This is a genomic window from Leucobacter sp. 1207-22, assembly GCF_052850455.1.
In genome coordinates this window covers 95,809-120,304 of the sequence record NZ_VXCR01000002.1, presented here as the reverse complement: position 1 = coordinate 120,304, position 24,496 = coordinate 95,809, and the positions used below count along the sequence as shown (strand labels likewise).

Sequence of the window (24,496 nt, the reverse complement as noted above, 5' to 3'; positions counted from 1 at the left end):
CAGAGGAGCAGCTGATGACAGGAACAAAGGACCAGGAGCTCTCCTGGCTACGGACCATCGCGGGCGAACTCGCAACACAGACGATCGCCCGCCTCGAAGAGACCCTCCCCTGGTACGGAGGCATGCCCCCGAGCCGCAGATCGTCCGTTGGCCTGGTTGCGCAGACCGGCATTAGTTCCTTCATTCAGTGGTACGAGGATCCCTCCTCGACCCCGTGGGTCGCGTCCGACGTGTTCGGCGCGGCCCCACGGGAACTCCTTCGCTCGATCAGCCTGCAAGAAACGCTGCAGCTGATTCGCGTGGTAGTCGGCGTTGTTGAAGAACGCGTTGCCCCACGAAGCGAACAGCTGCGCGAGGCAGTATTGCACTACTCGCGAGATGTGGCCTTTGCTGCAGCAGACGTGTATGCGCGAGCAGCCGAGGTTCGTGGGCTCTGGGATGCCCGCCTCGAAGCACTCGTTGTTGATTCGATCCTGACCGGCGAATCTGATGACGAACTCCCGAGCCGCATCGCCGCTCTCGGCTGGCACGGTGACGGTGAGGCTGCGGTCCTGGTTGGCAGCGCTGACCACAACTACGACATTGATCAATTCCGACGCATCGCACGCCATCACGGTGCTGATGTACTTATCGGTCTCCAGGGCAATCGCCTGGTCTTGGTAATTGGTCGCATTACCTCACCACGTATCGATGGCAACTCTGCGTTCGAGCCGATTCCGTTTCTCGAGCTGGCAACCCTGCTCAGCTCAGGTTTTGGTCCGGGACCACTGGTCCTCGGGCCATCGGTTGACACCCTTGTCGAAGCGTCGCGCAGTGCACGCGCAGCACTCGCAGGCGTTGCAGTTGCTCGCTCGTGGCGACACGCGCCACGTCCGGTGTTCGCCGACGATCTCCTCCCTGAACGCGCTCTCGCGGGTGACGGGCTTGCTCGTCGCACGCTCATCGAACAGATCTATGATCCACTCATGAACCATTCAGGGGAACTCCTCGAGACACTGTGGTGTTACCTTGACAACGGTCGCTCGCTCGAAGCAACAGCGCGTGAGCTTTTTGTGCATCCAAATACCGTTCGCTATCGCCTCAAGAAGGTTTCAGAAGTGATCGGCTGGAATGCGACCGGAGCACGCGAGGCGCTCATTTTGCAGTCAGCACTCATTGCTGGCTCCATCGCAAACCAAGGCCAGAGGAAAGTTTCCGCGCGCGTTTAGCGAATATCTACAAGCATTTCGCTAAACTGTGATGGAATACATGCGGCTCTTTGCATGCTGATTTGAGAAACTTATTCACGTGATTGTTATCGCTTGCCCCGGACAGGGCTCACAGACTCCCGGATTCCTGAACGAATGGCTTGAACTGCCAAACGCTCGCGAGTTCATGCAGGCCGCGGGTGACGCGGCCCAGGTTGACCTCATTGCGCACGGCACAACGAGTGACGCTGACGTTATCCGCGACACCAAAATTGCACAGCCACTCATCGTGAGCGCATCCATCCTCGCTTGGAATGCGCTTTCAACCCGCGCTGACTTGAGTGCTGCTGGAGTCGCAGGCCATTCAGTTGGCGAATTCGCTGCAGCATCCGTTGCCGGGGTACTTGACCCAATTGATGCCGTACGCCTCGTCGGCGTTCGCGGTCGCGCAATGGCTGAAGCCGCAGCCACAGTCGAGACCGGCATGGCTGCAGTTGTTGGCGGCGTCGAAGAAGCAGTTCTTGAGGCAATCGCTGCGGCTGGCCTCACCCCCGCCAACCGCAACGGCGGCGGTCAGATCGTCGCGGCTGGCGCAGTCGAGAATATCGCCAAGCTCGCAGACAATGCGCCACGCGGCTCCCGCGTTATTCCGCTACAGGTTGCTGGCGCTTTCCACACCTCCTACATGGAAGCTGCGATTCCCGCACTCGCTGCCGAGACCGCAAATGTCTCCGTTGCCGACCCGATCCGCCCACTCTGGACTAATGCAGACGGCACCCTCGTCACCAGCGGCACCGACTTCCTGAACTCACTCGTATCGCAGATCGCCCAGCCGGTTCGCTGGGACGCATGCATGAACGGGTTTACGGAGTCCGGTATTACTGGTCTTATTGAACTTGCACCTGCTGGAGCACTCACGGGCATCGCGAAGCGTGGCCTCAAGGGCATTCCAGCTGTTGCAGTGAAGTCGCCCGCAGACCTCGATGCGGCTCTTGAGCTTCTCGCTGCGGCGTAACCCTCCCCTCATTCCATAGACCGAAGGATTTCGATGTCTCCTCTCGTACAGCCCACCGGCCCAGCGCACACCCGGATTCTCTCGGTGGGCGCATCACGCGGTGATCTGGTAGTTCCGAACGACGACATCATCGGCCCGATCGATTCTTCGGATGAGTGGATCCGCCAGCGCACCGGGATTATCACCCGTAAGCGTGCAAGCGCCGAGGTCCTCGCGGTAGATATGGCAGTTGCTGCTGGCGAGGAGGCCATCCTCCGCTCCGGTCTCGATCGCTCAGAGATCGATGGCGTGATCATTTCGACGATCTCAAACGTTGCGGTCACTCCGTCGATGGCATCGCTCGTGGCGCACCGACTCGACCTCACTCCTGCCGCTGCGTTCGATATTTCGGCAGCGTGCGCAGGATACGTCTACGGTGTCGGACAGGCCGATTCGCTCGTGCGTTCTGGCACCTGCAAGAACGTCCTCGTCATTGGCTCGGAGAAGATGAGCGACCTCATCGATCCCACCGATCGTTCAATCTCGTTCTTGCTCGGTGATGGTGCTGGTGCAGTAATCATCGGCCCGAGTGATCACACAGGCATTGGCCCGACGGTTTGGGGCTCGGACGGTTCCAAGTGGGACACGATCCGCGTCACTAACACGTTCAATGAATACCGTGAAGCCGCTGGCGAGATTGCGTGGCCCACCCTCCGCCAGGACGGCCAGACGGTCTTCCGCTGGGCGGTTTGGGAGATGGCAAAAGTTGCGCGCCGCACACTTGAGGAGTCAGGTATTGCACCAGAGGAACTCGCAGCATTCATCCCTCACCAGGCGAACATGCGCATTATTGACGAGTTCGCAAAGCAGCTCAAGCTGCCAGAGAGCGTCGTAATCGCACGCGATATTGAAACTCAGGGCAACACTTCAGCAGCATCGATTCCGCTCGCAATGCACGCGCTCCTCGAGGAGCATCCTGAGCTTTCCGGCGGTCTTGCATTGCAGATTGGTTTCGGCGCCGGCCTCGTGTTTGGTGCGCAGGTCGTCGAGCTGCCGTAAGATCGATTGGTCGCGTGGCACATGCCAAGTGCGGCCATGAAGGCTTACCACTGTCTTTAATCCCCCACAATTACCAAGGAGAAACCCATGGCTTACAGCAACGAAGAGATCCTCGCAGGCCTCGCAGAGCTCATCAACGACGAGACCGGCATCGCCGCTGACGTTGTTGCACTCGACAAGTCGTTCACTGACGACCTCGACATTGACTCGATCTCGATGATGACCATCGTCGTCAACGCAGAAGAGAAGTTCGACGTCAAGATCCCTGACGAGGAAGTCAAGAACCTCAAGACCGTTGGCGACGCTGTCACCTTCATCGAGAAGGCACAGGCGTAATCGTCTCCCCCTTCGAGTCCTAAGACTCTCGGTCTCCGGACCCACCGGTGTCGATCCGCGCCGTTCTTCGCACGGATCGACACCGATTTAGACTTCCGGGCGCACGCCCGACCCACCCCTTCACGAGTAGCGGAGCACGCAACATGAGCAAGAAGATCGTCGTCACAGGTATCGGCGCCTCCTCACCCATCGGCGGCACCGCCAGTGAAAGCTGGGAAGCACTTCTCGCCGGCAAGTCCGGCGTCCGCACCCTCGAACATGACTGGGTTGAGAAGTATGAGCTCCCCGTCAAGTTCGCTGGCCAAGCTGCAGTTGACCCCACAGAGGTTCTCGACCGTCCAGTAGCAAAGCGCCTGGACCCTTCGAGCCAGTTCGCACTTGTCGCAGCGCTCGAGGCTTACGCTGACGCGAACCTTGAGGGCACAGACCCAGACCGCCTCGGCGTTGACTGGGCGACCGGCATTGGTGGAGTATGGTCGCTCCTCAACGCGTGGGATACCCTCCGTGAAAAGGGCCCGCGCCGCGTGATGCCACTTTCGGTTCCCATGCTCATGCCAAACGCACCCGCTGCGGCCGTGTCGATGCACCTCAACGCTCGCGCGTTTGCTCGCACGGTTGCATCAGCATGCGCTTCCAGCACCGAATCACTGGTCAATGCGTACGAGCATCTTCAGGCAGGCCTCGCAGATGTCGTCATTGCCGGCGGATCAGAAGCTGCGATTCACCCCATCACCATCGCTTCGTTCAACTCGATGCAGGCACTTTCACGCCGCAACGATGACCCCGCGACCGCTTCGCGCCCATACTCAACCGACCGCGACGGCTTTGTCATGGGTGAGGGCGCCGCAGCTCTCGTACTCGAGACCGAAGAACGCGCGCTTGCTCGCGGCGCAAAGATCTACGCTGAAATCGCCGGCGGCGGCGTGACCAGCGATTCGTACCACATCACTGCTCCTGAGCCTGAGGGTCAGGGCGCGAGCCGAGCGGTGCATCTCGCGCTCGAAACGGCAGGTGCAAAGCCTGAAGACGTCACGCACGTTAACGCACACGCAACTTCGACTCCGACTGGCGACGGCGCTGAGTACAACGCATTGCGCGTGGTCTTCGGCGATCGCACCGATGAGATTCCGGTTTCCGCAACGAAGTCAGCCACTGGCCACTTGCTTGGTGGAACTGGCGCACTCGAGGCAATGTTCACCGTGCTCGCGGTACAGAACCGTATTGCTCCCCCGACGATCAATGTCACCGAGCAGGATCCGGAGATCCCGCTTTCGATCTCAGCCGAGCCTGTCGCGCTTGGCGAGGGGCCACAGCTCGCCATTTCCAACTCATTTGGATTTGGTGGACACAACGCGGTCGTCGCGATTCGTTCCTACGACGCATAACGACTACGCATACACGTTGAGGGCCCTGCACCACAGTCTGGTACAGGGCCCTCAGCGTATTTTGGTGGCTGCAGGGCCTGTGGGTTCTTCATCGACATCGAGCCGGAAGGCATTCGAGGAGCACTTAGCCCCACCGGGCAATCTGCTTGGTGGGGCTAAGTCTGTTGAACGAGTAGGGCTGGCGGGGCTTGAACCCGCGACCGAACGATTATGAGTCGTGTGCTCTAACCAACTGAGCTACAGCCCCGAGCAACTTTTCAAGCTTAGCCCACTGTTGGTAGACAAGGGCGCAATTTGCACGTACATTGACGAAGAATGTCTATGCCTGCGGCAAACTGCAGGCTCAACTTTCTTGCGTGCATTTTGTAACCTAGGATAAATATCCTTATTGCCTAGGAGTATCGCCAATTTGGCATATTTTTGGGTAGTCTATGAACATGCCACGCGCGGGTAAACCTTAGCGTGCGCCAAAACACAAGACGGTAAGGCCATAGGTTATGCGTTCAGATCAACATGGGGTTCGTGCTCGCCAAAAGGGAAATACTCACGGCTTACGCTGGTGGTCTTCACGGGTTTCACGACTCAAGGTTTTGACTGCCGTAACCCTTGCGGCTTCAGTCGCAGTCGGAAGCATGATCGCGACGCCACTCCCCGCACAAGCGGCACCGCTGGAAATCGAGATTGATGGCATGCAATTTAGAGCCGACTCGACCGACCCTGATCGCAGCGCAACTCTTACGAGCTGCCCCACGTCAGTTCCATCTGGCGTTCTTGAAATACCAACAAATCTCGATTTTGGGGAGAATTTACCCTATTACACTGTCCATAAGATAGCGCCGGGGGCATGCAAACAGGTCGGACTCACTTCAGTGACGCTTCCCCTATTTGTCCATGAGATTGGAGACAATGCCTTTTTTGGGAACATGCTCACCAGCATTGACCTCCCTTGGCCCGTCGAACATATTGGAGCGTTTGCATTCGCTCAGAACAAATTGCAGTCGCTTGACCTCACCCAAGCACGCTTGGATTTCATTGGCGAAAGTGCGTTCAGAAACAATGAGATCTCCGGAAGCATCACATTGTCTTCACGCATTGAGAGCCTTGGAAGGTACGCCTTCAGTGGCAACAAGATCTCCGCTGTTGATTTTCCCAGCTCGATGAAGACTATTCCGAATGGCCTCTTCGACAGAAACAATCTCACCGGGGTCACGCTACCCTCTTCAACCGTCACTGTTGAGCCTTGGGCCTTTGGCAACAACTCGATCTCCAAGCTCACTCTCCCCAATTCGTTAAAGAACCTTGAAGCCGTAGCTTTTCCGTTCAACGATCTCACGGAGGTAACTGTCCCTGCCTCAGTTGAAATTCTGCAGAATGGCGTATTCGCTGCCAATCCAAACCTCACCAAGATCACCCTCGAGGGAAACGCACCGCAGGGCATCAAAGCAGCAGGAGATGATGGTAGTTTTGGGCCCGCTGCTGGCAAGACAGTTCACATTCATCGCGATGCAACTGGCTACCCTGCCCCGCCAAGTCTGTGGCACGGATACTCGCTCCAGTATCTCGAGAGCTACGTCTCCTTTGACAGCCAGGGAGGCAGTAACGTGCCTCGTGCAACTGTTGGATACGGTCAACCAGTACAGATTCCTACTCCGCCTTCTCGCTCAGGCTACGAGTTCACTGGCTGGTTTACCAATCAACAAGCCACCACAGCATACGACTTCGCGAATCCCGTCACGGATAATTTGACGCTTTACGCAGGCTGGAAGCTCAGCACGTATTCGGTCAGCTTTGATAGCCGAGGCGGGTCAGCCGTACCCGCAGCAACCGTAGACCATGGCAAGGCAGTGTCCGCCCCGGCCGACCCGATGCAAGACGGTTTCAGCTTCGAAGGCTGGTTCACTGACAAAGAAGCAAAAGTGAAGTATGACTTTGCTACCCCGGTTACTCAGTCACTCACTCTCTACGCGAGTTGGAAAGCAAACACCTACGATGTCTCGTTTGACAGCCAGGGCGGATCAGCTGTTGCATCAGTTGTTGCTGAGCATGGAAAACCAGTCTCTACTCCTGCAAATCCAACTCGCGCGAACTACGGCTTCGCGGGCTGGTTCACCGACAAACAGGCAACCAATGCCTATGATTTTGCAACCCCGGTCACCGGAGCGCTCACCCTCTATGCAGGTTGGACGCTGAACACTTACGACGTCACCTTCGATAGCCAGGGTGGTTCCGCCGTAGCTGCCACCACGGTCGACCACGGAAAACCTGTCGCAGAACCAGCCCAGCCGACACGCGAGGGACATACCTTTACCGGCTGGCACACCGATCCAAACGCAAACGAGAACAACACGTACGACTTTTCGACCCCCGTCACCGGCAAGCTCACCCTCTACGCAGCGTGGAAGATCGACACCTACGAGGTAACTTTCGACAGCCAGGGCGGCACCGCCGTAGCCGCCACCACGGTCGACCACGGAAAGATCGTTGGGGAGCCAGCCCAACCCACACGCGAAGGCTACGGCTTTGCTGGCTGGTTCACCGATAAGCAGGCAACTACCGGCTACGATTTCGCGACCCCAGCCACCGGCAACCTCACCCTTTACGCAGGTTGGACGCTGAACACTTACGACGTCACATTCGATAGCCAGGGTGGTTCCGCCGTAGCTGCCACCACGGTCGACCACGGAAAACCTGTCGCAGAACCAGCCCAGCCGACACGCGAGGGACATACCTTTACCGGCTGGCACACCGATCCAAACGCAAACGAGAACAACACGTACGACTTTTCGACCCCCGTCACCGGCAAGCTCACCCTCTACGCAGCGTGGAAGATCGACACCTACGAGGTAACTTTCGACAGCCAAGGCGGATCAACCGTCAAGCCCAAAACCATCGAGCACGGCAGCGCGATCACGGCACCGGCTGACCCTACACGCGAAGGTCACACCTTCACTGGCTGGTACACGGATGCCTCCGCAAATACTGAGTATGACTTCAGCAATGCGGTAACGGCACCGGTGACACTGTACGCAGGTTGGAGCATCGACTCGTACGAGATCAGCTTCGCATCCCACGGTGGATCAGAAGTCACCACCGTAACCATCGCGTATGGAGATCTGCTCGCTGAGCCCTCCGCACCAACGCGAGAGCATCACTCCTTTACGGGGTGGTTTACCGATGCGGCAGCAACCAACGCATACGATTTCTCCTCACCTATCACGGGACCGCTGTCGTTGCACGCTGGCTGGAAGATCGACTCGTTCGCGATCACATTTGATACGCGCGGCGGATCAGCAACTGCATCAGATTCTGTTGACTATGGTTCACATCTCGTGATCCCCAGCACACCTCGCAAGGATGGCCATGTCTTCACCGGCTGGTTCACTGACGAGGCAGCCACAGTTAAATACGATTTCACCGCTCCGGTCACCGCCCCATTCACGTTGTATGCAGGATGGAAGCCGATCGATGGTGGAGCAGGTGCCAACGGCGGCAACGCCAACGGCCAGGGCAACGCAACTGGCACCCTGCCTGGCCGTCCTGGTGGACTCACGAACACCGGCAGCACCGAAGTACCAATGGGTGTCTTTATCGGCATTGGTGCGCTCGTGCTCGCAGGCGCAGCGCTCGCGTTCTTCGGACTCCGCAAGCGCAAGCAGCAGACAGACGATGTGAACGAAGACGCTGAATCGCTGTAGGGCCAGAGCATAAACATGCAAAGCGCCTGCTGGTGGCTGTCGAAGCCACCAGCAGGCGCTTTGCATTGCGGCGACCGTGCGGAGAATCAGCCGTCACCATCCTTGACAAGCAGACTGAGAGAGCCGAGCCAGAAACTACGCACGCGCGACTCGGTGGTCGCTTCCAGAGCACCCGCAGAGCTGCGAGAGAGCCAGAAAGAAGTGTTGGGGGGGCTTACCAAGCGCTGAATGCAACCGCGTCGTCAGCAGTGAATTACGCTGTCTACGCCTCTACTCGGCCTGCTGAATCACCCTGGTCAGAAACCTGAGGATGGTATTTCGCAAGCCCGAGGACTCCAAGCATGCTCACAATACCCGTGACGCCAAAGCCGACGTAGGCCCAGATGGATGCCCCTGCAGCTTCGTGGAGGATCACAATGCCAATCAGTACCGCAATCATCGGGTCAATCACCGTGAGACCCGCTACGACGAGATCCGGTGGACCTGACGAGTACGCGTTCTGCACGAACAGCATTCCAGCAAGTCCGCCAATGGCAAGCGCCGCGACACAGATCCAGGTCAACGCCTCAAACTGCTCTTGCTGAAAGCGGCTGATGAGCACCTTGGCGAAGGTGGCGACAAAACCGTAGAGAATGCCTGCGCTGACAATATGGAGCAGGGCAATCGCACTGTGCCTTGTGACGGCGTACATCACCAGTGATGCCAGCAACACCACCGCAAACGTGATGAGGATCACGATAAGCATTTTGTCCGTCACCACTCGGTCATACGTGGTGAACGAAGCGATCGTTACAAAGGCGGTGATACCTACGACTGCCAACGCGATGGAGGCTTTCACTCGCTTCCCCAGACGAACCTTCGCGATCCGCGAATTCAGTACGGAGGTTACGACGAGCCCGACCACACCGATCGGCTGCACGATGGTAATCGGCGAGAGGGAAAGTGATCCGATCTGGAACAAGACCGCGAGACCGAGCAGCAAGGTTCCCACCACCCAGGAGGGGCGGCGGAGCATACTTACAAGGTGTTTGAAGGACAGCCCACCCGCGCTCTTGCCAAGCGTGTTCTCAATCTTCGAGACGCCGCGCGACTGGTACTGCGCACCAAAGGCTAAGAGTACAGCTCCTATGAGAGCCAACGGAATGCCGAGAAACTTCGACGCACCGCTGTTTTCAGCCAATTCGGCAGCTGAGAAGACCGCACCCATCACTGGCATTACGGTCTCCCCCGCTACAAACATCATGCGGTGTGATCCTCGCCGCGCATCAGCTCAAACAGACGCTCTGCCGCACGCGGGACCTCATCATTTACGATGATCTCGTCGAACTCGTCTGCGGCAGCCAGCTCAACCTTTGCGGTCTCTAGCCGGCGTGCGCGCTCCTCGTCATCCTCGGTGCCACGGCCGACCAGTCGATTCACGAGTTCATCCCAGCTCGGCGGAGCGAGAAAGACGAGTTTTGCGTCGGGCATCGACTTTCGAACCTGACGCGCACCCTGGAGATCGATCTCAAGGAGCACCAGGTCACCGCGCTCACTCGCCTCAGCAATCGGTCCTCGCGGCGTGCCATAGCGGTGCTTGTTGTGCACCATGGCCCACTCAAGCAGCTCATCACCTGCAAGCATGCGGTCGAAGCCTTCTTGATCGACGAAGAAGTAGTGCTCGCCGTCAACCTCACCTGGTCGCGGATCGCGAGTGGTCGCAGACACCGACAGCTTCACGTTCGGGTAGTTGTCGCGCAGGTGCTGCACGACAGTGCCCTTTCCGACAGCGGTCGGCCCAGCGAGCACCGTCAGCGGCGGCCTATCCCCTGTAGGAAGGGCTCCAGAACGTTCACGCACAAACTCTTCAAGCCGCGCGCGCTGCAAGTCGCCAAGCCCACCGAGGCGCTTCCGCTCAGAGATCTTCAGGTCATCACGGATCCGCTCCGCTTTCACTGCACCGATGCCGGGGAATGAAAGTAGGTAGTCAGTGATTCGCAGTGTCGAAGCAGCATGTCCTGGCACCCGAGCAAACTCGAGCGCCTTCAACGGTGAGAGTTCTCCGCTCCGAAGACGCTGTTTGAGCGCTGCACGGGCGCGACGGGCAGCAACGGCTGCCTCGGTCGCAGCACGGCGATCTACCGCCGGCATTTCCCCCGCTGCGGGCTGGGCGTTGCTGTTCATTGATCTCCTTGAATCAGCTGTTTGTCTTACGAGAGCGCCTGCGCAATGGCATCCGCCCGATCGCGCACACGCGTCTTGAGCGTGGCGCTTCCACCTACGAGGATACTGCGAGATTCGTTGGCGAGCAGCGCTTTGCCAAGGTTGCCGAAGATCTCGCCCGCGTCCTCAATTCGTCCGCCCTGGTGCCCGAACCCTGGAGCGAGCACAGGAAGTGCCGCACCATCACGGTTTGCGGTGACGTCGATTCCAAAATCAGCGAGCTTCAGTGTGGCGCCGAGCACGACTCCAACCGAGTTCACCTTGGTATCAGACGGCGCGCCATGAGCAAGCGCTTCATCAATCATGACGTTCGCAAGCGTCCGACCATCTTCCTGGGTGGCGGTCTGCAACTCACGCGCTTCAGGGTTCGACGTCGCGGCGAGGACGAACAGGCCTTTGCCATGGTCATTGACATAGTCAAACGCGCCGGAAAGTGCACCGAAGCCAAGGTATGGACTCACTGTCAACGCGTCAGACTCGAGCGGTGATCCAGGAGCAAGCCACGTGTCAGCGTATGCGGCAAAGGTCGAGCCAATGTCACCACGCTTTGCGTCTGTGACAACGAGGACTCCAGCCGCTCGTGCATCAGCGTAGATTCGCTCAAGCGCAACGAATCCAGCCGAGCCGAAACGTTCAAAGAACGCGATCTGGGGCTTCACACATGCGGCGACGCCAGCGGCGGCCGCGACAACGTCACGGCCCATCCGCTCAGCGCCTGCCGCGTCATCGGCGAGATCCCAGTCTGCGAGAAGACCCACGTGTGGATCAATTCCGGCACACAGGTGCCGGCCCGCTACGAACTCCGCAGCGAGCCGGTCACCAAACGTCAACGCGCTCAAGCTGAGGCCTGACGCGCAGCAACACGATCGAGTTCGTACTCCTGGAGCGACTTCACATCGAAGCCAGTCTTCTGAGCCGAGATCGCTCCAACCGCAGCTGAAAGCTCCGACACAGTGGTGAAGATCGGCTTGCCAGCTGCTACGGCAGCCGCGCGGATCTCATACCCGTCTGCACGAGCCGAACTTCCCGAAGGCGTGTTGATGATCATGTCAACAGCATTGTTATTGATGAGGTCGACGATCGTCTCACCGTCAGCCGATGCCGAGTTCTTACGAACGACCTCAGAAGTGATGCCATTGCGAGCCAGGACAACCGAGGTGCCCTGGGTAGCGAGGATCCGGTAGCCAAGCTCCTGCAGGCGCAGTGCTGGGAGCACGATAGAGCGCTTGTCGCGATCCGCCACCGACAGGAAGACGGTACCCGAGGTTGCAAGTTCGCTCCCTGCGGCCGACTGGCTCTTTGCGAACGCGGTTGGGAAGTCGCGGTCCATGCCCATGACCTCACCGGTCGAACGCATCTCAGGGCCGAGGAGCGAGTCAACGACCAGGCCCTCGTTGGTGCGGAAGCGCTTGAAGGGAAGCACGGCTTCCTTCACGGCGATCGGCGCATCGATCGGGGTGCGCGAGCCATCACGCTCAGGCAGCAGGCCCGAGTCAATGAGCGACTGGATCGACTCACCAGCCATGACGCGCGATGCCGCCTTCGCGAGCGGAATACCGAGCGCCTTCGACACGAAGGGAACGGTACGCGACGCGCGGGGGTTTGCCTCGAGCACGTAGAGCACACCCTGGCCGATCGCGAACTGTACGTTCAGCAGACCACGAACGCCGATGCCCTCTGCAATACCGCGGGTTGCCTCGCGCACTCGTGCGATCTGGTCGTGACCGAGCGTGATGGGAGGCAGGGTGCAGCTCGAGTCGCCCGAGTGAACTCCGGCTTCCTCGATGTGCTCCATGATGCCGCCAACGTAGAGCTGCTCACCGTCGAAGATTGCGTCAACGTCGATCTCGATTGCGTCGTCGAGGAAGCGATCCACGAGGAGCGGGTGGCCGGGGCCGACCAGTGCATGGCCAGCGATGCGCTCGAAGTAGCCGTGCAGCGACTCGGTGTCGTACACGATCTCCATGCCACGGCCGCCAAGCACGAACGACGGACGCACGAGAACGGGGTAACCGATCTCTTCTGCGACGCGGATCGCGCCTTCCTTGTCAATAGCAGTGCCGTTGCGCGGTGCGAGCAGGCCAGCCTTGTCAAGAATGTTGGAGAATGCGCCACGCTCTTCAGCAAGATCAATCGCCTCAGGGGTAGTGCCGAGGATCGGGATACCCGAGTCCTTGAGTGGTTGCGCAAGACCAAGAGCGGTCTGGCCGCCGAGCTGAACGACGACGCCAACCAGCTCGCCCGATGCCTGCTCAGCGTGGATGACCTCGAGCACGTCCTCAAGCGTGAGCGGCTCAAAGTAGAGACGGTCAGAGGTGTCATAGTCCGTCGAGACAGTCTCGGGGTTGCAGTTGATCATGACGGTCTCGTAGCCAGCTTCAGCCAGCGCGAACGACGCGTGCACGCACGAGTAATCAAACTCGACGCCCTGACCGATACGGTTCGGACCTGAGCCGAGAATGATGACCTTCTTGCGATCTGAGGGCTGCGCCTCGTTCTCAAAGTCATACGAGGAGTAAAGGTACGGCACGGTGGTCGAGTACTCAGCCGAGCAGGTATCAACCGCCTTGTACACGGGGCGCAAGCCGAGGCCGTGGCGGAGGCCGCGTACCTCTGACTCGCTCGAACCGCGCAGCTGCGCGATCTGTACGTCCGAGAACCCGTGGTCCTTTGCTTCTGCAAGCACATCAGCGGAAAGCTGCGTTGCAGCTGCTACGCGATCCGCAACCTCGTTGATGAGCACGATCTGGTCGACGAACCAAGGATCAATATCGGTCGCGGCGTTGATCTGTTCGATCGTTGCCCCCTTGCGGAGCGCCTGCTGGATATCGACGATACGGCCGTCGGTCGGACGAGCCATGCCTTCAAGGAGCGACTCTAGCGAACGGGTGTCTTCACCCCAGTGGAACGAAGTGCCACGCTTCTCGAGTGAACGGAGTGCCTTCTGCAGCGCGGTCGAGAAGTTGCGGCCGATTGCCATGGCTTCGCCGACCGACTTCATGGTCGTAGTGAGCGTGTCATCCGCAGCCGGGAACTTCTCAAACGCGAAACGAGGTACCTTCACGACAACGTAGTCAACGGCTGGGTCAACGTTGGCGTTGGTCACACCCGTGATGTCGTTGTCGATCTCGGGCAGGTGGTAGCCGAGTGCGAGCTTCGCGGTGATCTTTGCAATCGGGTAACCAGTTGCCTTCGACGCGAGTGCCGACGAACGCGAGACGCGAGGGTTCATCTCGATGACGATGATGCGCCCGGTCTTCGGGTCCTGTGCAAGCTGAATGTTGCAGCCACCGGTCTCGACGCCAACCTTACGGATGATCTGCTTCGAGATGTCGACCATCTTTTCGTACTCGGGCGCGGTGAGCGTGAGTGCGGGGGCAAGCGTAATCGCGTCGCCGGTGTGCACGCCTACCGGGTCAAAGTTTTCGATCGAGCAGACCACAACGATGTTGTCGCTTGGGTCACGAACGAGCTCGAACTCGAATTCCTTCCAACCAAGGATCGACTCTTCGAGAAGCACCTCGCTGGTCGGGCTGTAGTGCAGGCCATCGCCAGCAATACGAACCAGGTCTTCCTCGGTGTACGCGAAACCCGAGCCCAGGCCACCCATCGTGAACGACGGACGAACGACGAGCGGGTAGCCGAGATCCTTCGCGAATTCCTTCGCCTCTTCAAGCGTGTTCGCAATGTGCGAGCGAGCAACATCAGCACCACACTCAAGCACGAGCTCCTTGAAGATCTGACGATCCTCACCACGCTCAATTGCATCAATGTTCACACCGATGAGCTCGACATTGTGCTTCTCAAGAATGCCCTTTGCGTCAAGCTCCATCGCCGCGTTCAGCGCGGTCTGGCCACCGAGCGTCGCGAGGATAGCGTCGGGCTTTTCTTTGATGATGATCGACTCGATGACCTCAGAAGTAATCGGCTCAACGTACGTCGCATCAGCGAAGTCAGGATCGGTCATGATCGTTGCAGGGTTCGAGTTCACGAGGATCACGCGAACACCCTCTTCGCGAAGCACGCGGCACGCCTGGGTGCCTGAGTAGTCAAACTCGCACGCCTGACCGATAACAATCGGGCCAGAGCCGATGACGAGAACTGAGTTAATGTCTTGGCGCTTGGGCATTAGTTCGCCTCTCCAGTGGTTGCGCCGGTCACGAGTGCCAGCTGTTCGTCATTCGAAAGTTCGAGCGCTGCGCCCGAGAAGATGCCGCAGCGAATTTCCTTGCCGCCTTGCACGAGACGGCTCAGCGCGCGGGTATCAACACCCGAGATCCCGACGGTGCCGTTGTCAACGAGCTCCTCGTCGAGCGTGCGCGTCGCACGGTAATTCGATGCGCGGCGCGAAGGATCACGCACAATGAGACCAGACGCGAGAATCGAATCCGCCTGAGCGTCCTTATCATTCGCGCCGGTAATGCCTGCGTGGGGAGCTGCAAACAGGACGATCTTGCCCGCGTTCGCGGCGTCGGTCAGCACTTCCTGGTAGCCGACAATCACTGAGGTGTAAGCCATCGCACCGAGCGCCTGGCCGGTCGAGCCGTATGCGCGACCCTCGTAACGAGCGCCATCCTCAAGCACGAGCACTGCCGCGCCCTCAGCCTTGGCAGATGCCGGTGGCACCGATACTTCGTTATTTGTCGCGGTCACGCGTCCTCCTGGTTCATGGGTGTATTCAAGCTGTGGTTCTGCGCTGCGGCGTTTTCATTGATTTCAACAAGACGAGCAATTGCCGCCTCGAATCGATCACGGATCTGCACGCCAGCAAACCGGAAAGTAGTTTCAAGCAACTGGTCTTCTGCAGTTGCGGAGCGCCACACGATCAGTGAGAGCCCGCCGGGCTCAACTGCTTTGCCTGCTCGGGCAGCAGCCTCTGCAAAGCCCTGCACGCGATCGCCTGCGATGGTTAAAGCCGGTTCACCCGTGACGGTGATCCGCACTCCATCAGCGCGGATCTCGAGATCCGCCTTCCCGCGGTAGGTGAGGCCCTTCAGCGCTACACGGTCAAACGGCTGACCTACCGGCGTCGTGGAGACGTAGCTCACGTCTTCAAGCTGGTCGATGAGTTCGCCCGTCAGCTCTGCAATTTCGACTGCATTTTCAGTGCTCCGTCGAAATCGTGCACGCCAGCCAAGCAGCATTGCACCAACCGCGAGCACCGCAATCGCGGCCATCACCAAGACGTACTGCAACGGGCTCATGCGGTCTTCACCTCGATATTTCGTGCAGCAGCCGAGACGGTGTCAACGTCGACGAGCGCACCATCCGTCAAAGTCTCATAACCGCGACGAATCGTGGTGTGCACGCGGCCAGGCAACTCCATACCAAGGAAGGGAGAGTTAATGCTCAGACCTTCCAGGCGGCCGGTATCGAATGTGCTCACGCCAGTCGGGTCGACCAGCGTAATATCGGCAGGCTGACCGGGCTCAAGCTCGGTCGGGTGACCTTCGAGTCGCCCGATTCGTGCGGGACGCTGTGACAGCAATTCCTGGACCTCTGCCCAGCTCGCATTGCCGTCGTTGATGAGGGTGTGGAGCACGATCGGGAATGCCGACTCCAGGCCGACCATGCCGAATGCTGCCTGGTCCCACTCGCAGTCTTTCATCTCAACGGGGTGCGGCGCATGGTCAGTTGCGACGATGTCGATGAGTCCCTCTGCAACAGCCTGACGCAATGCCCGTACGTCACTGTCGCGACGAAGCGGCGGGTTGACCTTGTACCGAGCGTCAAACGTTCGTGCGGTCTCTTCCGTCAGGATGAGGTGATGCGGCGTAACCTCAGCGGTCACCTGAATACCGCGCCCCTTTGCCCAACGAATCACCTCAACAGAGCCTGCGGTCGACAGGTGGCAAATGTGCAGGCGTGCACCGATGTGTTCTGCCAGCAGCACGTCGCGCGCGATGATCGATTCTTCGGCGACTGCGGGCCAACCCTTGAGTCCGAGTTCGCTTGAAAGCACGCCCTCGTTCATCTGCGACCCCTCGGTGAGGCGGGGATCCTGAGCGTGCTGAGCGATCACACCGTCGAACGTCTTTACGTACTCAAGCGCTCGACGCATGAGTAGCGGATCATGGACGCACTTGCCGTCGTCCGAGAACACCCGAACCGCTGCCCGTGACTTCGCCATCGCACCGATCTCACTCAGGCGCTCGCCTGCGAGGTCTTCGGTCACCGCACCAATAGGTCGAACCGTTGCGTAGCCAGCTGCATCACCGAGCGCCTGCACCTGCTCGACGACACCGGCGGTGTCTTGCACTGGCATCGTGTTTGCCATGGCAAAAATGCTCGTGAAGCCGCCAGCTGCGGCAGCACGCGAACCGGTGAGTACCGTCTCTGACTGCTCAAAACCTGGCTCTCGCAGATGCGTGTGCAGATCAACAAAACCGGTGAAGGCGACGAGACCGTCAGCTTCAATGACTCGCTCGCCCGCTCGCGCCACGAGCCCACCGTCTGCCTGTGCCACGCGCTCCACGATTCGGCCGCCAGAAACCCGCAGGTCGACAGCAGGCGCAGCGCTGACGTCCGCGCCACGCTCAGTGAGCGCAGTAGCGAGTCGCGCACCGCGGATAAGAATGTCGGGGTTTTCAGTCATTAGGCATCTCCTCGTTCGCCTGAAAGCAGCAGGTACAGCGCCGCCATGCGAACCGATACGCCGTTGGCGACCTGTTCGAGCACGGTGGAGCGGGGTGAGTCGGCAGCCGCCGATGAAATCTCAAGGCCGCGGTTCATCGGGCCGGGGTGCATGATGATTGCCTCGTCAGTGAGGAGCTGCAGCCTGCGGTCATCAAGACCCCAGTTGCGCGCGTATTCACGCTCGTTCGGGAAGAAGGCTGCGTGCATGCGCTCAGTCTGAATTCGCAGCATCATGACCACGTCAGGGCGCTCGACACGAAGCGCCTCATCAAGGTCGTGGTAGATGCTCACAGGCCACGTGCGCGCGCCGAATGGAATCAAGGTTTCGGGAGCGACGAAGCTGACCTTTGCGCCGAGAATGTTCAACAACCAGAGGTTTGAACGCGCCACTCGCGAGTGGGAAATGTCGCCAACGATGACAACGCTGACCCCCTCGAGGTCGCGACCACGGCTCGCCTCACCGTGAATACGGCGACGCATCGTAAAGGCGTCCAGCAATGCCTGCGTCGGATGCGCGTGGGTACCGTCGCCGGCATTCAACACGCCTGCGTTGATCCACCCACTGTTCGCGAGCGTATTGGGTGCACCAGACGCTGGATGGCGGATTACGACGCCATCCGCGCCAATTGCTTGGAGCGTCTGCGCGGTGTCTTTCAGAGACTCGCCCTTCGAGACCGAGGAACCCTTGGCGCTGAAGTTGATGACGTCAGCACTCAGACGCTTTGCGGCAGCCTCAAAGCTAATGCGCGTGCGAGTTGAGTCTTCGAAGAAGAGGTTGACAACGGTTTTCCCTCGCAGCGTAGGAAGCTTTTTCACCTCACGCTGCTGTGTCGCCGCCATGTCTTCGGCAGTGTCGAGAATGAGGAGCACCTCATCACGAGTCAGTGTCTTCGTGTCGAGGAGATGTCTCATGCTTGCACTTCCTGAGCTGCTGCAGACTCACCAGAAGAAATCGTGACTTCATCAACGCCGTCAAGCTCTTCGAGTCGCACGGAAATTCGTTCGTGTTTTGCGCTTGGCAGATTCTTACCGATGTAGTCGGCGCGGATCGGCAACTCGCGATGACCTCGATCAATGAGGGCCGCAAGGCGAACTGCCTTTGGCCGACCGTGGTCGTTCAGCGCATCGAGTGCAGCACGAACGGTGCGTCCTGAATAGAGGACATCGTCGACAAGCACCACGGTGACATTGTCGATCCCTTCAGCTGGCATTACCGTTGGCTGCGGGGTTCGCGTCGGATGGTTTGCGAGATCATCTCGGTACATCGTCACATCGAGAATGCCAACTTCAATTGGCGTGCCTTCGATCTCTTCGATGCGGGCGGCGATCCGGTGGGCGAGGGTGGTACCACGCGTGGGGATGCCGACAATGACAAGATTCTCGACGCCGCGGTTGGCTTCGATGATCTCGTGCGAGATACGGGTGAGCGCCCGCGAAATCTCGGCTCTTTCGAGTACCGTAATCGCTCCCACGCTTCGCCCCCCTTCTCCGCCTCACTGGACGGTTTTAAAGAAGTGCTACAAACAACCTTTAGCCTATCGCACTTTCAGACGGCTTCCGCGAACGTCTGGCGGCGGCGGGGTGTCCGCTGCCCTCCAGCAGGTGCCTGCCTCGCTCCGCAGATACGCAAAAACCCCACCTCCCTCACTGAGGGACATGGGGGTTTCACGCTGGAATTATGCGTTGGCGTGATCCGCGATCTTGCCAAGGACGCCGTTCACGAAGCGGCTCGAATCATCAGTTGAGTAGTTCTTTACGAGCTCAATTGCTTCATCAATAGCTACCGCAGTTGGCACCTCTGGATTATGGAGGATCTCCCAAGCAGCAAGACGCAGGACCGCACGGTCCACGTTCGGCATGCGTTCGATCGTCCACCCCTGGGCATACGTCGAAATAAGATCGTCGATCTGGTCACGGTGATCCGAGACCCCGTCGATAATCTCACGGGCGTAGACCCACGAGGCCGCACGGTCAGGCTCACCTGCCGCGCGACGCGCCTCTGCGGTGAGCACCTCGGAGAGAGGCACACCAAGCACGTCGGCCTGGAACAACATGTCAAGCGCGCGCTTGCGCGCCTTAGTACGGGCTGACAACGGCGCTTAGTCGTTCACGCGACCGAGGTAGTCACCCGTGCGGGTATCAACCTTGACGCGAGTGCCGGTCTCGAGGAACAGCGGGACCTGAATCTCAGCGCCGGTCTCAACCGTTGCCGACTTGGTGCCACCGGTCGAGCGGTCGCCCTGCAGGCCAGGCTCGGTGTAGGTGATCTCCAAAACTACCGAAGCTGGAAGCTCAACGTAGAGGGGCTCACCCTCGTGGAGCGCAATCTGCGCATCCTGGTTCTCAAGCATGTACTTCGAAGCGTCGCCAACAACAGCGGCCGAAACGTTGATCTGATCGTAATCAGTCTTGTCCATGAATACGAAGTCAGCACCGTCCTGGTAGAGGTACTGGAAGTCACGACGGTCAACGTTCGCGGTTTCAATCTTTGCACCAGCGTTGTACGTCTTGTCGATGATCTTGCCCGACACGACGTTCTTCTGCTTGGTGCGGACGAATGCGCCACCCTTGCCCGGCTTAACGTGCTGGAACTCAACTACGCTCCACAGCTGACCGTTCTCCTTGATGACGGTGCCGTTCTTGATGTCGTTCGAGGTTGCCATACCAGTTATTCTCCGGATTCTATAAAGTACGAGCGCAAATTTGCGACGATTCAGTCTACACAGGCAAACACGTTTTTGCCTGAACGTTTTATTCCAGGGTGTCACCTACCCCACGGGCGGACGGGCCCCCAAATGCGGACCCTGATTTCCAACTTCTCGACTCGTCACCCGAACGTTTCGTTCCCCCGCATCGAATACGTGACGGGCAGCAAATCGCCCATCAGTGAGCACACCATCAAGCCAGGTGAACGATCGCGCATCAAGTGGATCCGCTCCGCGAGTCAGCCTCATGAGTTGCAACATGAGCATCTCTGCAATCGTCAAGTGCGGGCCATGCAAGTGACTCAATCCGAGCACAGCTGGCGCGGCACCCGACGGAATAGCACGAAGCGTCCAGTACACCTTGGATTCGCCTGCTGCATCAATCGGTACGCGAACAACTCCCTCTGGCACCTCATCGAGGACCGGGAAAGACAACGCAATTTCTTCAGCAAGCACGAGTGGGTCTGCAAGCGAAAGCTGGCTGCCGGGCTGCCGTGCTGCGGCACGAAATAGGCTTCGCCAGCCTTCTGCACCAATACCGTGTGGGGCAGGCACGATTGCCAGGTCTGAATTCCCAGCGAGCGCAGTCCCGAGCTTGCCAGCGTCAACCCCAGCAGCGACAAACGCTTCAGGCTCTGGAACGTCGCCGCCGATCCACGTCATAATGCGACGAACTTCATCGAACGCGACCGCGACCTTGGTTGAGATGTCGCCATTACGCCCAGGCACCTCAAACGCATCAAACCCAGTGCGTCCGAGTTCGGTGTCGTGGAACTGTTGCACGGCAGCAGCAATGGCCGCATCAGCAGTGTCGGCGAGGGTTGGCTCTGTGGCATGCACCGCAAACGCGTCATCGAGTTCACTCACGAGGGCAGGGAACAGCAGCCGTGCCAGCTGAAGCTCATCGCTCATCTTCACTCCCATTTCTTTTCGTTCTGAACCATACCGCGCATGGTCATACTTGCGTGAGTCCTGCGTTCTCGACGAGTTGCTCAAGTGCAGGTGCGAGCTCATCGAGCCTGCGGACAGTGTGCCCGTCAGGCGCGTACCTGAGTGCGAGATCGGAAGAGCCGATCCCGACGCCAAGCACGCTCACCCCAAGCGACCGAAGATGGCGGATCTCAGCCGCCGCAGCTCCCGCATCGTTCGTGCCACCGTCACCCACGACAATCACGACACGCTTTCGAGCAATGCCATCAGCTGAGCCCCCAACGAGCCGGAGCTCTCGCGCCGCGGCACGCAGTGCAGCCGCATCATTTGTTGAGCCTCGCGGGGTGCGAATCTCGCCGAACATGCGCTCCCGCATCCCTTCGTCGAGAGCGCCAGCGAGCGGCTTAATGACGATCGGCTCCGCGTCAAACAGCACAAGCGCCGTGCGAATGCTCAATTCAAGATCAATCCCAAGCTGTGCTTCTTCGTGCGCAATGTCGCGCTCGACACCAGCGAGCGCTTCAAGCACGATGAGTGCAGCATCAGCAGCGGCTTCGGCTGTCGCGCCCTGCATCGAGGCCGAGCGATCGATCAACAACACATAGTCGGTGCTGCCCGCTCTGGATGAACGCTTCGGACGCGTTTCAGGCGAGCGGAAGGCTCGCGGCTGACGCACACCAGACATTGCCTCGGTCACTGCACTCACCAACGAATTGTGGTCGAGCAGATCCCCTTCGGCTTCCACGCGGCGAGAAAGCGACCGGTGAGCACCAACGCGTTCCGCAATGATCCGCGCCCACACAGCTCGCACGCGTTCAACAGCCTCACGCTGGGCGTCAAGACGCTCACGGTAGTTCGCGTGTGAAATCATGAGTCGCGCTGCAGGTCCCTGCCCACCGGGTGTCTCACTCACTTCGTGCGACGAGGATGCGTCACGTTCGATCTCGGGGATTTCGACGCCGTCCATCCACGCACCTTGCGCTGGTAGCGGTGTTGAGAGGACCGTACGGACAAATCCCGCCTGCTCCGCAGCAAACAGGTCAGAGCCCTCGGCATCCTCTGGACGATCGCCCGCTCGAGCGACTTCGCTCTCACCTGCCGTACCGGTTGCCCCCTCGGTCTCACGTTCCGCTTCACCCTGGCCATCCGAGGCGCCGGTTTCCAGACCGGATTCCTCACTTTCTGAATCCGGTGATGCGGCTTCAAGATCTCCGGATGCGCCAAGTCCACGGTCTGCTGCATCACGCCGCAACAAACGATCGTAGGCTGGCAGCGTCACCGCCAACACGCGCTCAAACCGTTCAAGCTCGCCTGCAGCAGGGTTCGCCGCAAGCCGGAGCAAATCTGGGCCAGCTGTCAGCAACGCAAGCTCGCGTGACACTTCTGGATCAACCGGAGCAAGTTCAGCTCCGGCAACATGCTGAACGCAGCCAGCAACAAACTGCAGATGCCGCGGTAGTTCGAGAGGTTGCGTTGGCGCAAGTGCGTGAAGTGCGCGCGAAAGCGGACCACGGAACGCAGGGAAGGCCAGGTTGAGTTCTGCGGTTGACAGAGCGCGGATCACGCCAGCCAGCAGCGGTTCACACTCGGGGCGACGTGCGCTCATCGAGAGTCGACGTCGACTGCGAATGCGCGCTTGCTGAAGCTCACGCACGGATTCCCAGATGAACAGGAGCGCGAGTGGAATGGCCTGCTCTTCCGAAATTCCACGAGACGCGAACCAACCGCTCCCAACGAGCACGCGGCCGTCAAGAACTTGCCAGTCCTCACCCTCAATCACGTCGACGGCGACTCCAGCAAGCGCCGCTGCGGCAGTCAGGCGCACGCGGAACTGTGCGAGGGATTCCTCTGAGCCATACGACATAGCTCCACCCTAGCGATCCTCGCGAGAAGCCGCAGCGGAGTGATAGCGTGACGATATGCTCTCCCCCGCCGCTCACCCCGTCCTCCTCGAAGCCTTCGAGATTCGCGACGAGCGGCGCGAGCTGCTTCGCGCAATTGCCAAGCGGCAGGGCAACGATGGAACCGCTGAGCGTTCCACCTTCCTAGATGCAGCACTCGCTGATCTCAACGCACGGTGGAACACACTCGTAAAGAACCCGGCACACAAGTCACTCATCGATGACGAGTTCGATACGCGGGCACATGCGCTACGAATCGTCGTACAGGCGCGTCAAGACGAACGTCACCGCAAAGAGATACGTCACCAAGCGGCAGAAGTCTCAGCGCTTGCTGCGCGAGAACATCGAGGGCTCATCCGAGCAGAAGAAGCCAGGCGGGAAGAACTTCTCGGCAGCATCTCAGATGCACCAGCCTGGCACGCGCAGATCACCAACGCAGAGGTGCGCGATCGCGTAGCTGCAGCCCTCACAACACTACGCATACGTCAAGCAAAACAAGAGCTCGATGCAGGTCTCCTCCTCACTGGACAGATGCGCAACATTATCGAGGAGTCCGTCCCAGCGCTGCTCCGAGGTGAACCGCTCCTCCTGATCGGTGAAACCGGTGGCGCAAAGACCGCGCTCGCTGAATACCTCTCACGCAGGGAACTCGGCGCTGAGCCAGAGCTCATCTCTGGCTACGGTGACATCACCAGCGCACAACTCATTGGCGCTCACGAATTGCACGCCGAACAGGGCGCAACCGTTAGCCGCTTCGTCCCAGGCCCCCTACTGCGGGCAATGGTGAACGGCTCGCCCCTCATTCTGGACGAAGTCAACGCGATGCCCCCTGAGTTCCTCAAGCGACTCAACCGCATCTTGCAGTTGCGCCCAGGCGATACTTTCGCGGTGCAGGAGGACGGTGGCCGCACCATCGACATCACGCATGGCTTCGCGATCCTCGCAACGGCGAATGAACAGACCCCGCACCGCTACCGCGGCATCGACCGCCTGAGCGCCGAGCTTGTCAACCGTTTTGGCGCCAACACGTACAGAGTGCACTATCCAGATACGGGAAATCGCTTCGTCGATCCGCCCACCGAGAATGCGCTCCTTGCTGCAGCAGCCACAGCAGACTCCCGAGGGAACGTTCCGTTCAGCGCCGCCGAGCTCGAACGTGTCTGTCGCGTCGCGTTCATTAGCCAGCAGGTATTCGCGGGCGCAACCGGAGAAGGATTTGGCGATTTCGTCTCAACTGAACGCGAAATCGATGGCCGTCCTGGTCTCGAAGAGGCGGTACTCGCACCGCGCACGCTTGTCGCGATCCTACGTAAGACCGCTGGGAGCGGTGGTCGAGTCTCACTCGCACACGCACTCTACCGGTTCGTCGAAGGTGTCATGCACACCGGCGACCGCCAGGTCCTCACCCTGATACTCGAAAGCCAGGGGTTCACGCGGGAAACACCGCAACCCCTGGCCTCCTAAGC

General features: G+C 59.4%; 20 protein-coding genes and 1 tRNA gene. 7 read left to right on the top strand and 14 right to left on the bottom strand.

Translation table 11 applies throughout. The features are described from left to right. Positions 1 to 14: 14 nt before the first annotated feature. From FW756_RS03710 to FW756_RS03690, 5 genes are all read left to right on the top strand, one after another. Entirely contained in the window at positions 15 to 1,208 is a 1,194-nt protein-coding gene (locus tag FW756_RS03710; protein WP_446428841.1) for a PucR family transcriptional regulator, read from the top strand. Positions 1,209 to 1,287: 79 nt separating this feature from the next. After that, positions 1,288 to 2,202 carry an ACP S-malonyltransferase gene (locus FW756_RS03705; protein ID WP_446428840.1) on the top strand — a complete coding sequence of 305 codons (915 nt, stop codon included), beginning with the start codon at positions 1,288 to 1,290 and terminating at the stop codon, positions 2,200 to 2,202. Positions 2,203 to 2,235: 33 nt separating this feature from the next. Then, a complete protein-coding gene (locus FW756_RS03700; RefSeq protein WP_446428839.1) occupies positions 2,236 to 3,240 on the top strand; it encodes a beta-ketoacyl-ACP synthase III in 1,005 nt (334 codons plus the stop codon). 87 nt (positions 3,241 to 3,327) lie between these two features. Further along, positions 3,328 to 3,576, top strand: a complete 249-nt coding sequence (locus tag FW756_RS03695; RefSeq protein ID WP_446428838.1) for an acyl carrier protein — start codon at positions 3,328 to 3,330, stop codon at positions 3,574 to 3,576. A 143-nt stretch (positions 3,577 to 3,719) separates the two neighbouring features. Further along, entirely contained in the window at positions 3,720 to 4,961 is a 1,242-nt protein-coding gene (locus FW756_RS03690; protein ID WP_446428837.1) for a beta-ketoacyl-[acyl-carrier-protein] synthase family protein, read from the top strand. Positions 4,962 to 5,134: 173 nt separating this feature from the next. Here the strand turns inward: FW756_RS03690 and FW756_RS03685 are convergent. Next, a tRNA-Ile gene (locus FW756_RS03685) sits at positions 5,135 to 5,208 on the bottom strand. 250 nt (positions 5,209 to 5,458) lie between these two features. Here FW756_RS03685 and FW756_RS03680 point away from each other — a divergent pair. Then, the gene (locus FW756_RS03680; RefSeq protein ID WP_446428836.1) at positions 5,459 to 8,656 is read left to right on the top strand and encodes an InlB B-repeat-containing protein; all 3,198 of its coding nucleotides are present in this window, start codon (positions 5,459 to 5,461) and stop codon (positions 8,654 to 8,656) included. A 262-nt stretch (positions 8,657 to 8,918) separates the two neighbouring features. Here FW756_RS03680 and FW756_RS03675 read toward each other — a convergent pair whose 3' ends face one another. The 13 genes from FW756_RS03675 to FW756_RS03615 all read right to left on the bottom strand — a co-directional run bounded on the left by FW756_RS03675 (position 8,919) and on the right by FW756_RS03615 (position 22,993). Beyond that, positions 8,919 to 9,899, bottom strand: a complete 981-nt coding sequence (locus FW756_RS03675) for a multidrug DMT transporter permease (RefSeq protein ID WP_446428835.1) — start codon at positions 9,897 to 9,899, stop codon at positions 8,919 to 8,921. After that, on the bottom strand, positions 9,896 to 10,819 hold the full coding sequence (gene gmk / locus FW756_RS03670) for a guanylate kinase (protein WP_446428834.1): 924 nt from the start codon (positions 10,817 to 10,819) through the stop codon (positions 9,896 to 9,898). The genes FW756_RS03675 and gmk overlap by 4 nt, the downstream gene beginning before the upstream one ends. A 26-nt stretch (positions 10,820 to 10,845) precedes the next feature. Next, a complete protein-coding gene (gene pyrF / locus FW756_RS03665; protein WP_446428833.1) occupies positions 10,846 to 11,697 on the bottom strand; it encodes an orotidine-5'-phosphate decarboxylase in 852 nt (283 codons plus the stop codon). Beyond that, positions 11,694 to 14,987 (bottom strand): carbamoyl-phosphate synthase large subunit, encoded by a 3,294-nt coding sequence (gene carB, locus FW756_RS03660; protein WP_446428832.1) that lies wholly within the window; start codon positions 14,985 to 14,987, stop codon positions 11,694 to 11,696. Before carB ends, pyrF begins: the two co-directional genes overlap by 4 nt. Next, positions 14,987 to 15,511 carry a carbamoyl-phosphate synthase domain-containing protein gene (locus FW756_RS03655; RefSeq protein WP_446428831.1) on the bottom strand — a complete coding sequence of 175 codons (525 nt, stop codon included), beginning with the start codon at positions 15,509 to 15,511 and terminating at the stop codon, positions 14,987 to 14,989. The genes carB and FW756_RS03655 overlap by 1 nt, the downstream gene beginning before the upstream one ends. Next, positions 15,508 to 16,062: a PH-like domain-containing protein gene (locus FW756_RS03650; RefSeq protein WP_446428830.1), complete on the bottom strand. Its 555-nt coding sequence runs from the start codon at positions 16,060 to 16,062 to the stop codon at positions 15,508 to 15,510. Before FW756_RS03650 ends, FW756_RS03655 begins: the two co-directional genes overlap by 4 nt. Beyond that, positions 16,059 to 17,453, bottom strand: coding sequence for a dihydroorotase (locus tag FW756_RS03645; RefSeq protein ID WP_446428829.1), 1,395 nt, complete (start codon positions 17,451 to 17,453; stop codon positions 16,059 to 16,061). The genes FW756_RS03650 and FW756_RS03645 overlap by 4 nt, the downstream gene beginning before the upstream one ends. Further along, positions 17,453 to 18,406: an aspartate carbamoyltransferase catalytic subunit gene (locus FW756_RS03640; protein WP_446428828.1), complete on the bottom strand. Its 954-nt coding sequence runs from the start codon at positions 18,404 to 18,406 to the stop codon at positions 17,453 to 17,455. The genes FW756_RS03645 and FW756_RS03640 overlap by 1 nt, the downstream gene beginning before the upstream one ends. Continuing rightward, complete coding sequence (pyrR, locus tag FW756_RS03635) at positions 18,403 to 18,966, bottom strand: bifunctional pyr operon transcriptional regulator/uracil phosphoribosyltransferase PyrR (protein ID WP_446428827.1); 564 nt, start codon at positions 18,964 to 18,966, stop codon at positions 18,403 to 18,405. Before pyrR ends, FW756_RS03640 begins: the two co-directional genes overlap by 4 nt. Before the next feature lie 204 nt (positions 18,967 to 19,170). Continuing rightward, a complete protein-coding gene (gene nusB, locus FW756_RS03630; RefSeq protein WP_446428826.1) occupies positions 19,171 to 19,587 on the bottom strand; it encodes a transcription antitermination factor NusB in 417 nt (138 codons plus the stop codon). 6 nt (positions 19,588 to 19,593) lie between these two features. Next, a complete protein-coding gene (efp, locus tag FW756_RS03625) occupies positions 19,594 to 20,157 on the bottom strand; it encodes an elongation factor P (protein ID WP_446428825.1) in 564 nt (187 codons plus the stop codon). Between the two features lie 105 nt (positions 20,158 to 20,262). After that, on the bottom strand, positions 20,263 to 21,111 hold the full coding sequence (locus FW756_RS03620) for a hypothetical protein (RefSeq protein ID WP_446428824.1): 849 nt from the start codon (positions 21,109 to 21,111) through the stop codon (positions 20,263 to 20,265). Between the two features lie 43 nt (positions 21,112 to 21,154). After that, positions 21,155 to 22,993 (bottom strand): vWA domain-containing protein, encoded by a 1,839-nt coding sequence (locus FW756_RS03615; protein WP_446428823.1) that lies wholly within the window; start codon positions 22,991 to 22,993, stop codon positions 21,155 to 21,157. 55 nt (positions 22,994 to 23,048) lie between these two features. Between FW756_RS03615 and FW756_RS03610 the strand changes: the two genes are divergently transcribed. Further along, positions 23,049 to 24,494: an AAA family ATPase gene (locus FW756_RS03610; protein ID WP_446428822.1), complete on the top strand. Its 1,446-nt coding sequence runs from the start codon at positions 23,049 to 23,051 to the stop codon at positions 24,492 to 24,494. Positions 24,495 to 24,496 lie beyond the last annotated feature (2 nt).

Coding starts and splice junctions, on each gene's coding strand:
- FW756_RS03640 (WP_446428828.1), bottom strand. CDS start 18,406: ATGAGACATCTCCTCGACACGAAGACACTGACTCGTGATGAGGTGCTC.
- FW756_RS03680 (WP_446428836.1), top strand. CDS start 5,459: ATGCGTTCAGATCAACATGGGGTTCGTGCTCGCCAAAAGGGAAATACT.
- FW756_RS03710 (WP_446428841.1), top strand. CDS start 15: ATGACAGGAACAAAGGACCAGGAGCTCTCCTGGCTACGGACCATCGCG.
- FW756_RS03610 (WP_446428822.1), top strand. CDS start 23,049: ATGCTCTCCCCCGCCGCTCACCCCGTCCTCCTCGAAGCCTTCGAGATT.
- FW756_RS03650 (WP_446428830.1), bottom strand. CDS start 16,062: ATGAGCCCGTTGCAGTACGTCTTGGTGATGGCCGCGATTGCGGTGCTC.
- FW756_RS03675 (WP_446428835.1), bottom strand. CDS start 9,899: ATGATGTTTGTAGCGGGGGAGACCGTAATGCCAGTGATGGGTGCGGTC.
- gmk (WP_446428834.1), bottom strand. CDS start 10,819: ATGAACAGCAACGCCCAGCCCGCAGCGGGGGAAATGCCGGCGGTAGAT.
- efp (WP_446428825.1), bottom strand. CDS start 20,157: ATGGCAACCTCGAACGACATCAAGAACGGCACCGTCATCAAGGAGAAC.
- FW756_RS03700 (WP_446428839.1), top strand. CDS start 2,236: ATGTCTCCTCTCGTACAGCCCACCGGCCCAGCGCACACCCGGATTCTC.
- FW756_RS03620 (WP_446428824.1), bottom strand. CDS start 21,111: ATGAGCGATGAGCTTCAGCTGGCACGGCTGCTGTTCCCTGCCCTCGTG.
- FW756_RS03615 (WP_446428823.1), bottom strand. CDS start 22,993: ATGTCGTATGGCTCAGAGGAATCCCTCGCACAGTTCCGCGTGCGCCTG.
- carB (WP_446428832.1), bottom strand. CDS start 14,987: ATGCCCAAGCGCCAAGACATTAACTCAGTTCTCGTCATCGGCTCTGGC.
- FW756_RS03695 (WP_446428838.1), top strand. CDS start 3,328: ATGGCTTACAGCAACGAAGAGATCCTCGCAGGCCTCGCAGAGCTCATC.
- FW756_RS03690 (WP_446428837.1), top strand. CDS start 3,720: ATGAGCAAGAAGATCGTCGTCACAGGTATCGGCGCCTCCTCACCCATC.
- FW756_RS03645 (WP_446428829.1), bottom strand. CDS start 17,453: ATGACTGAAAACCCCGACATTCTTATCCGCGGTGCGCGACTCGCTACT.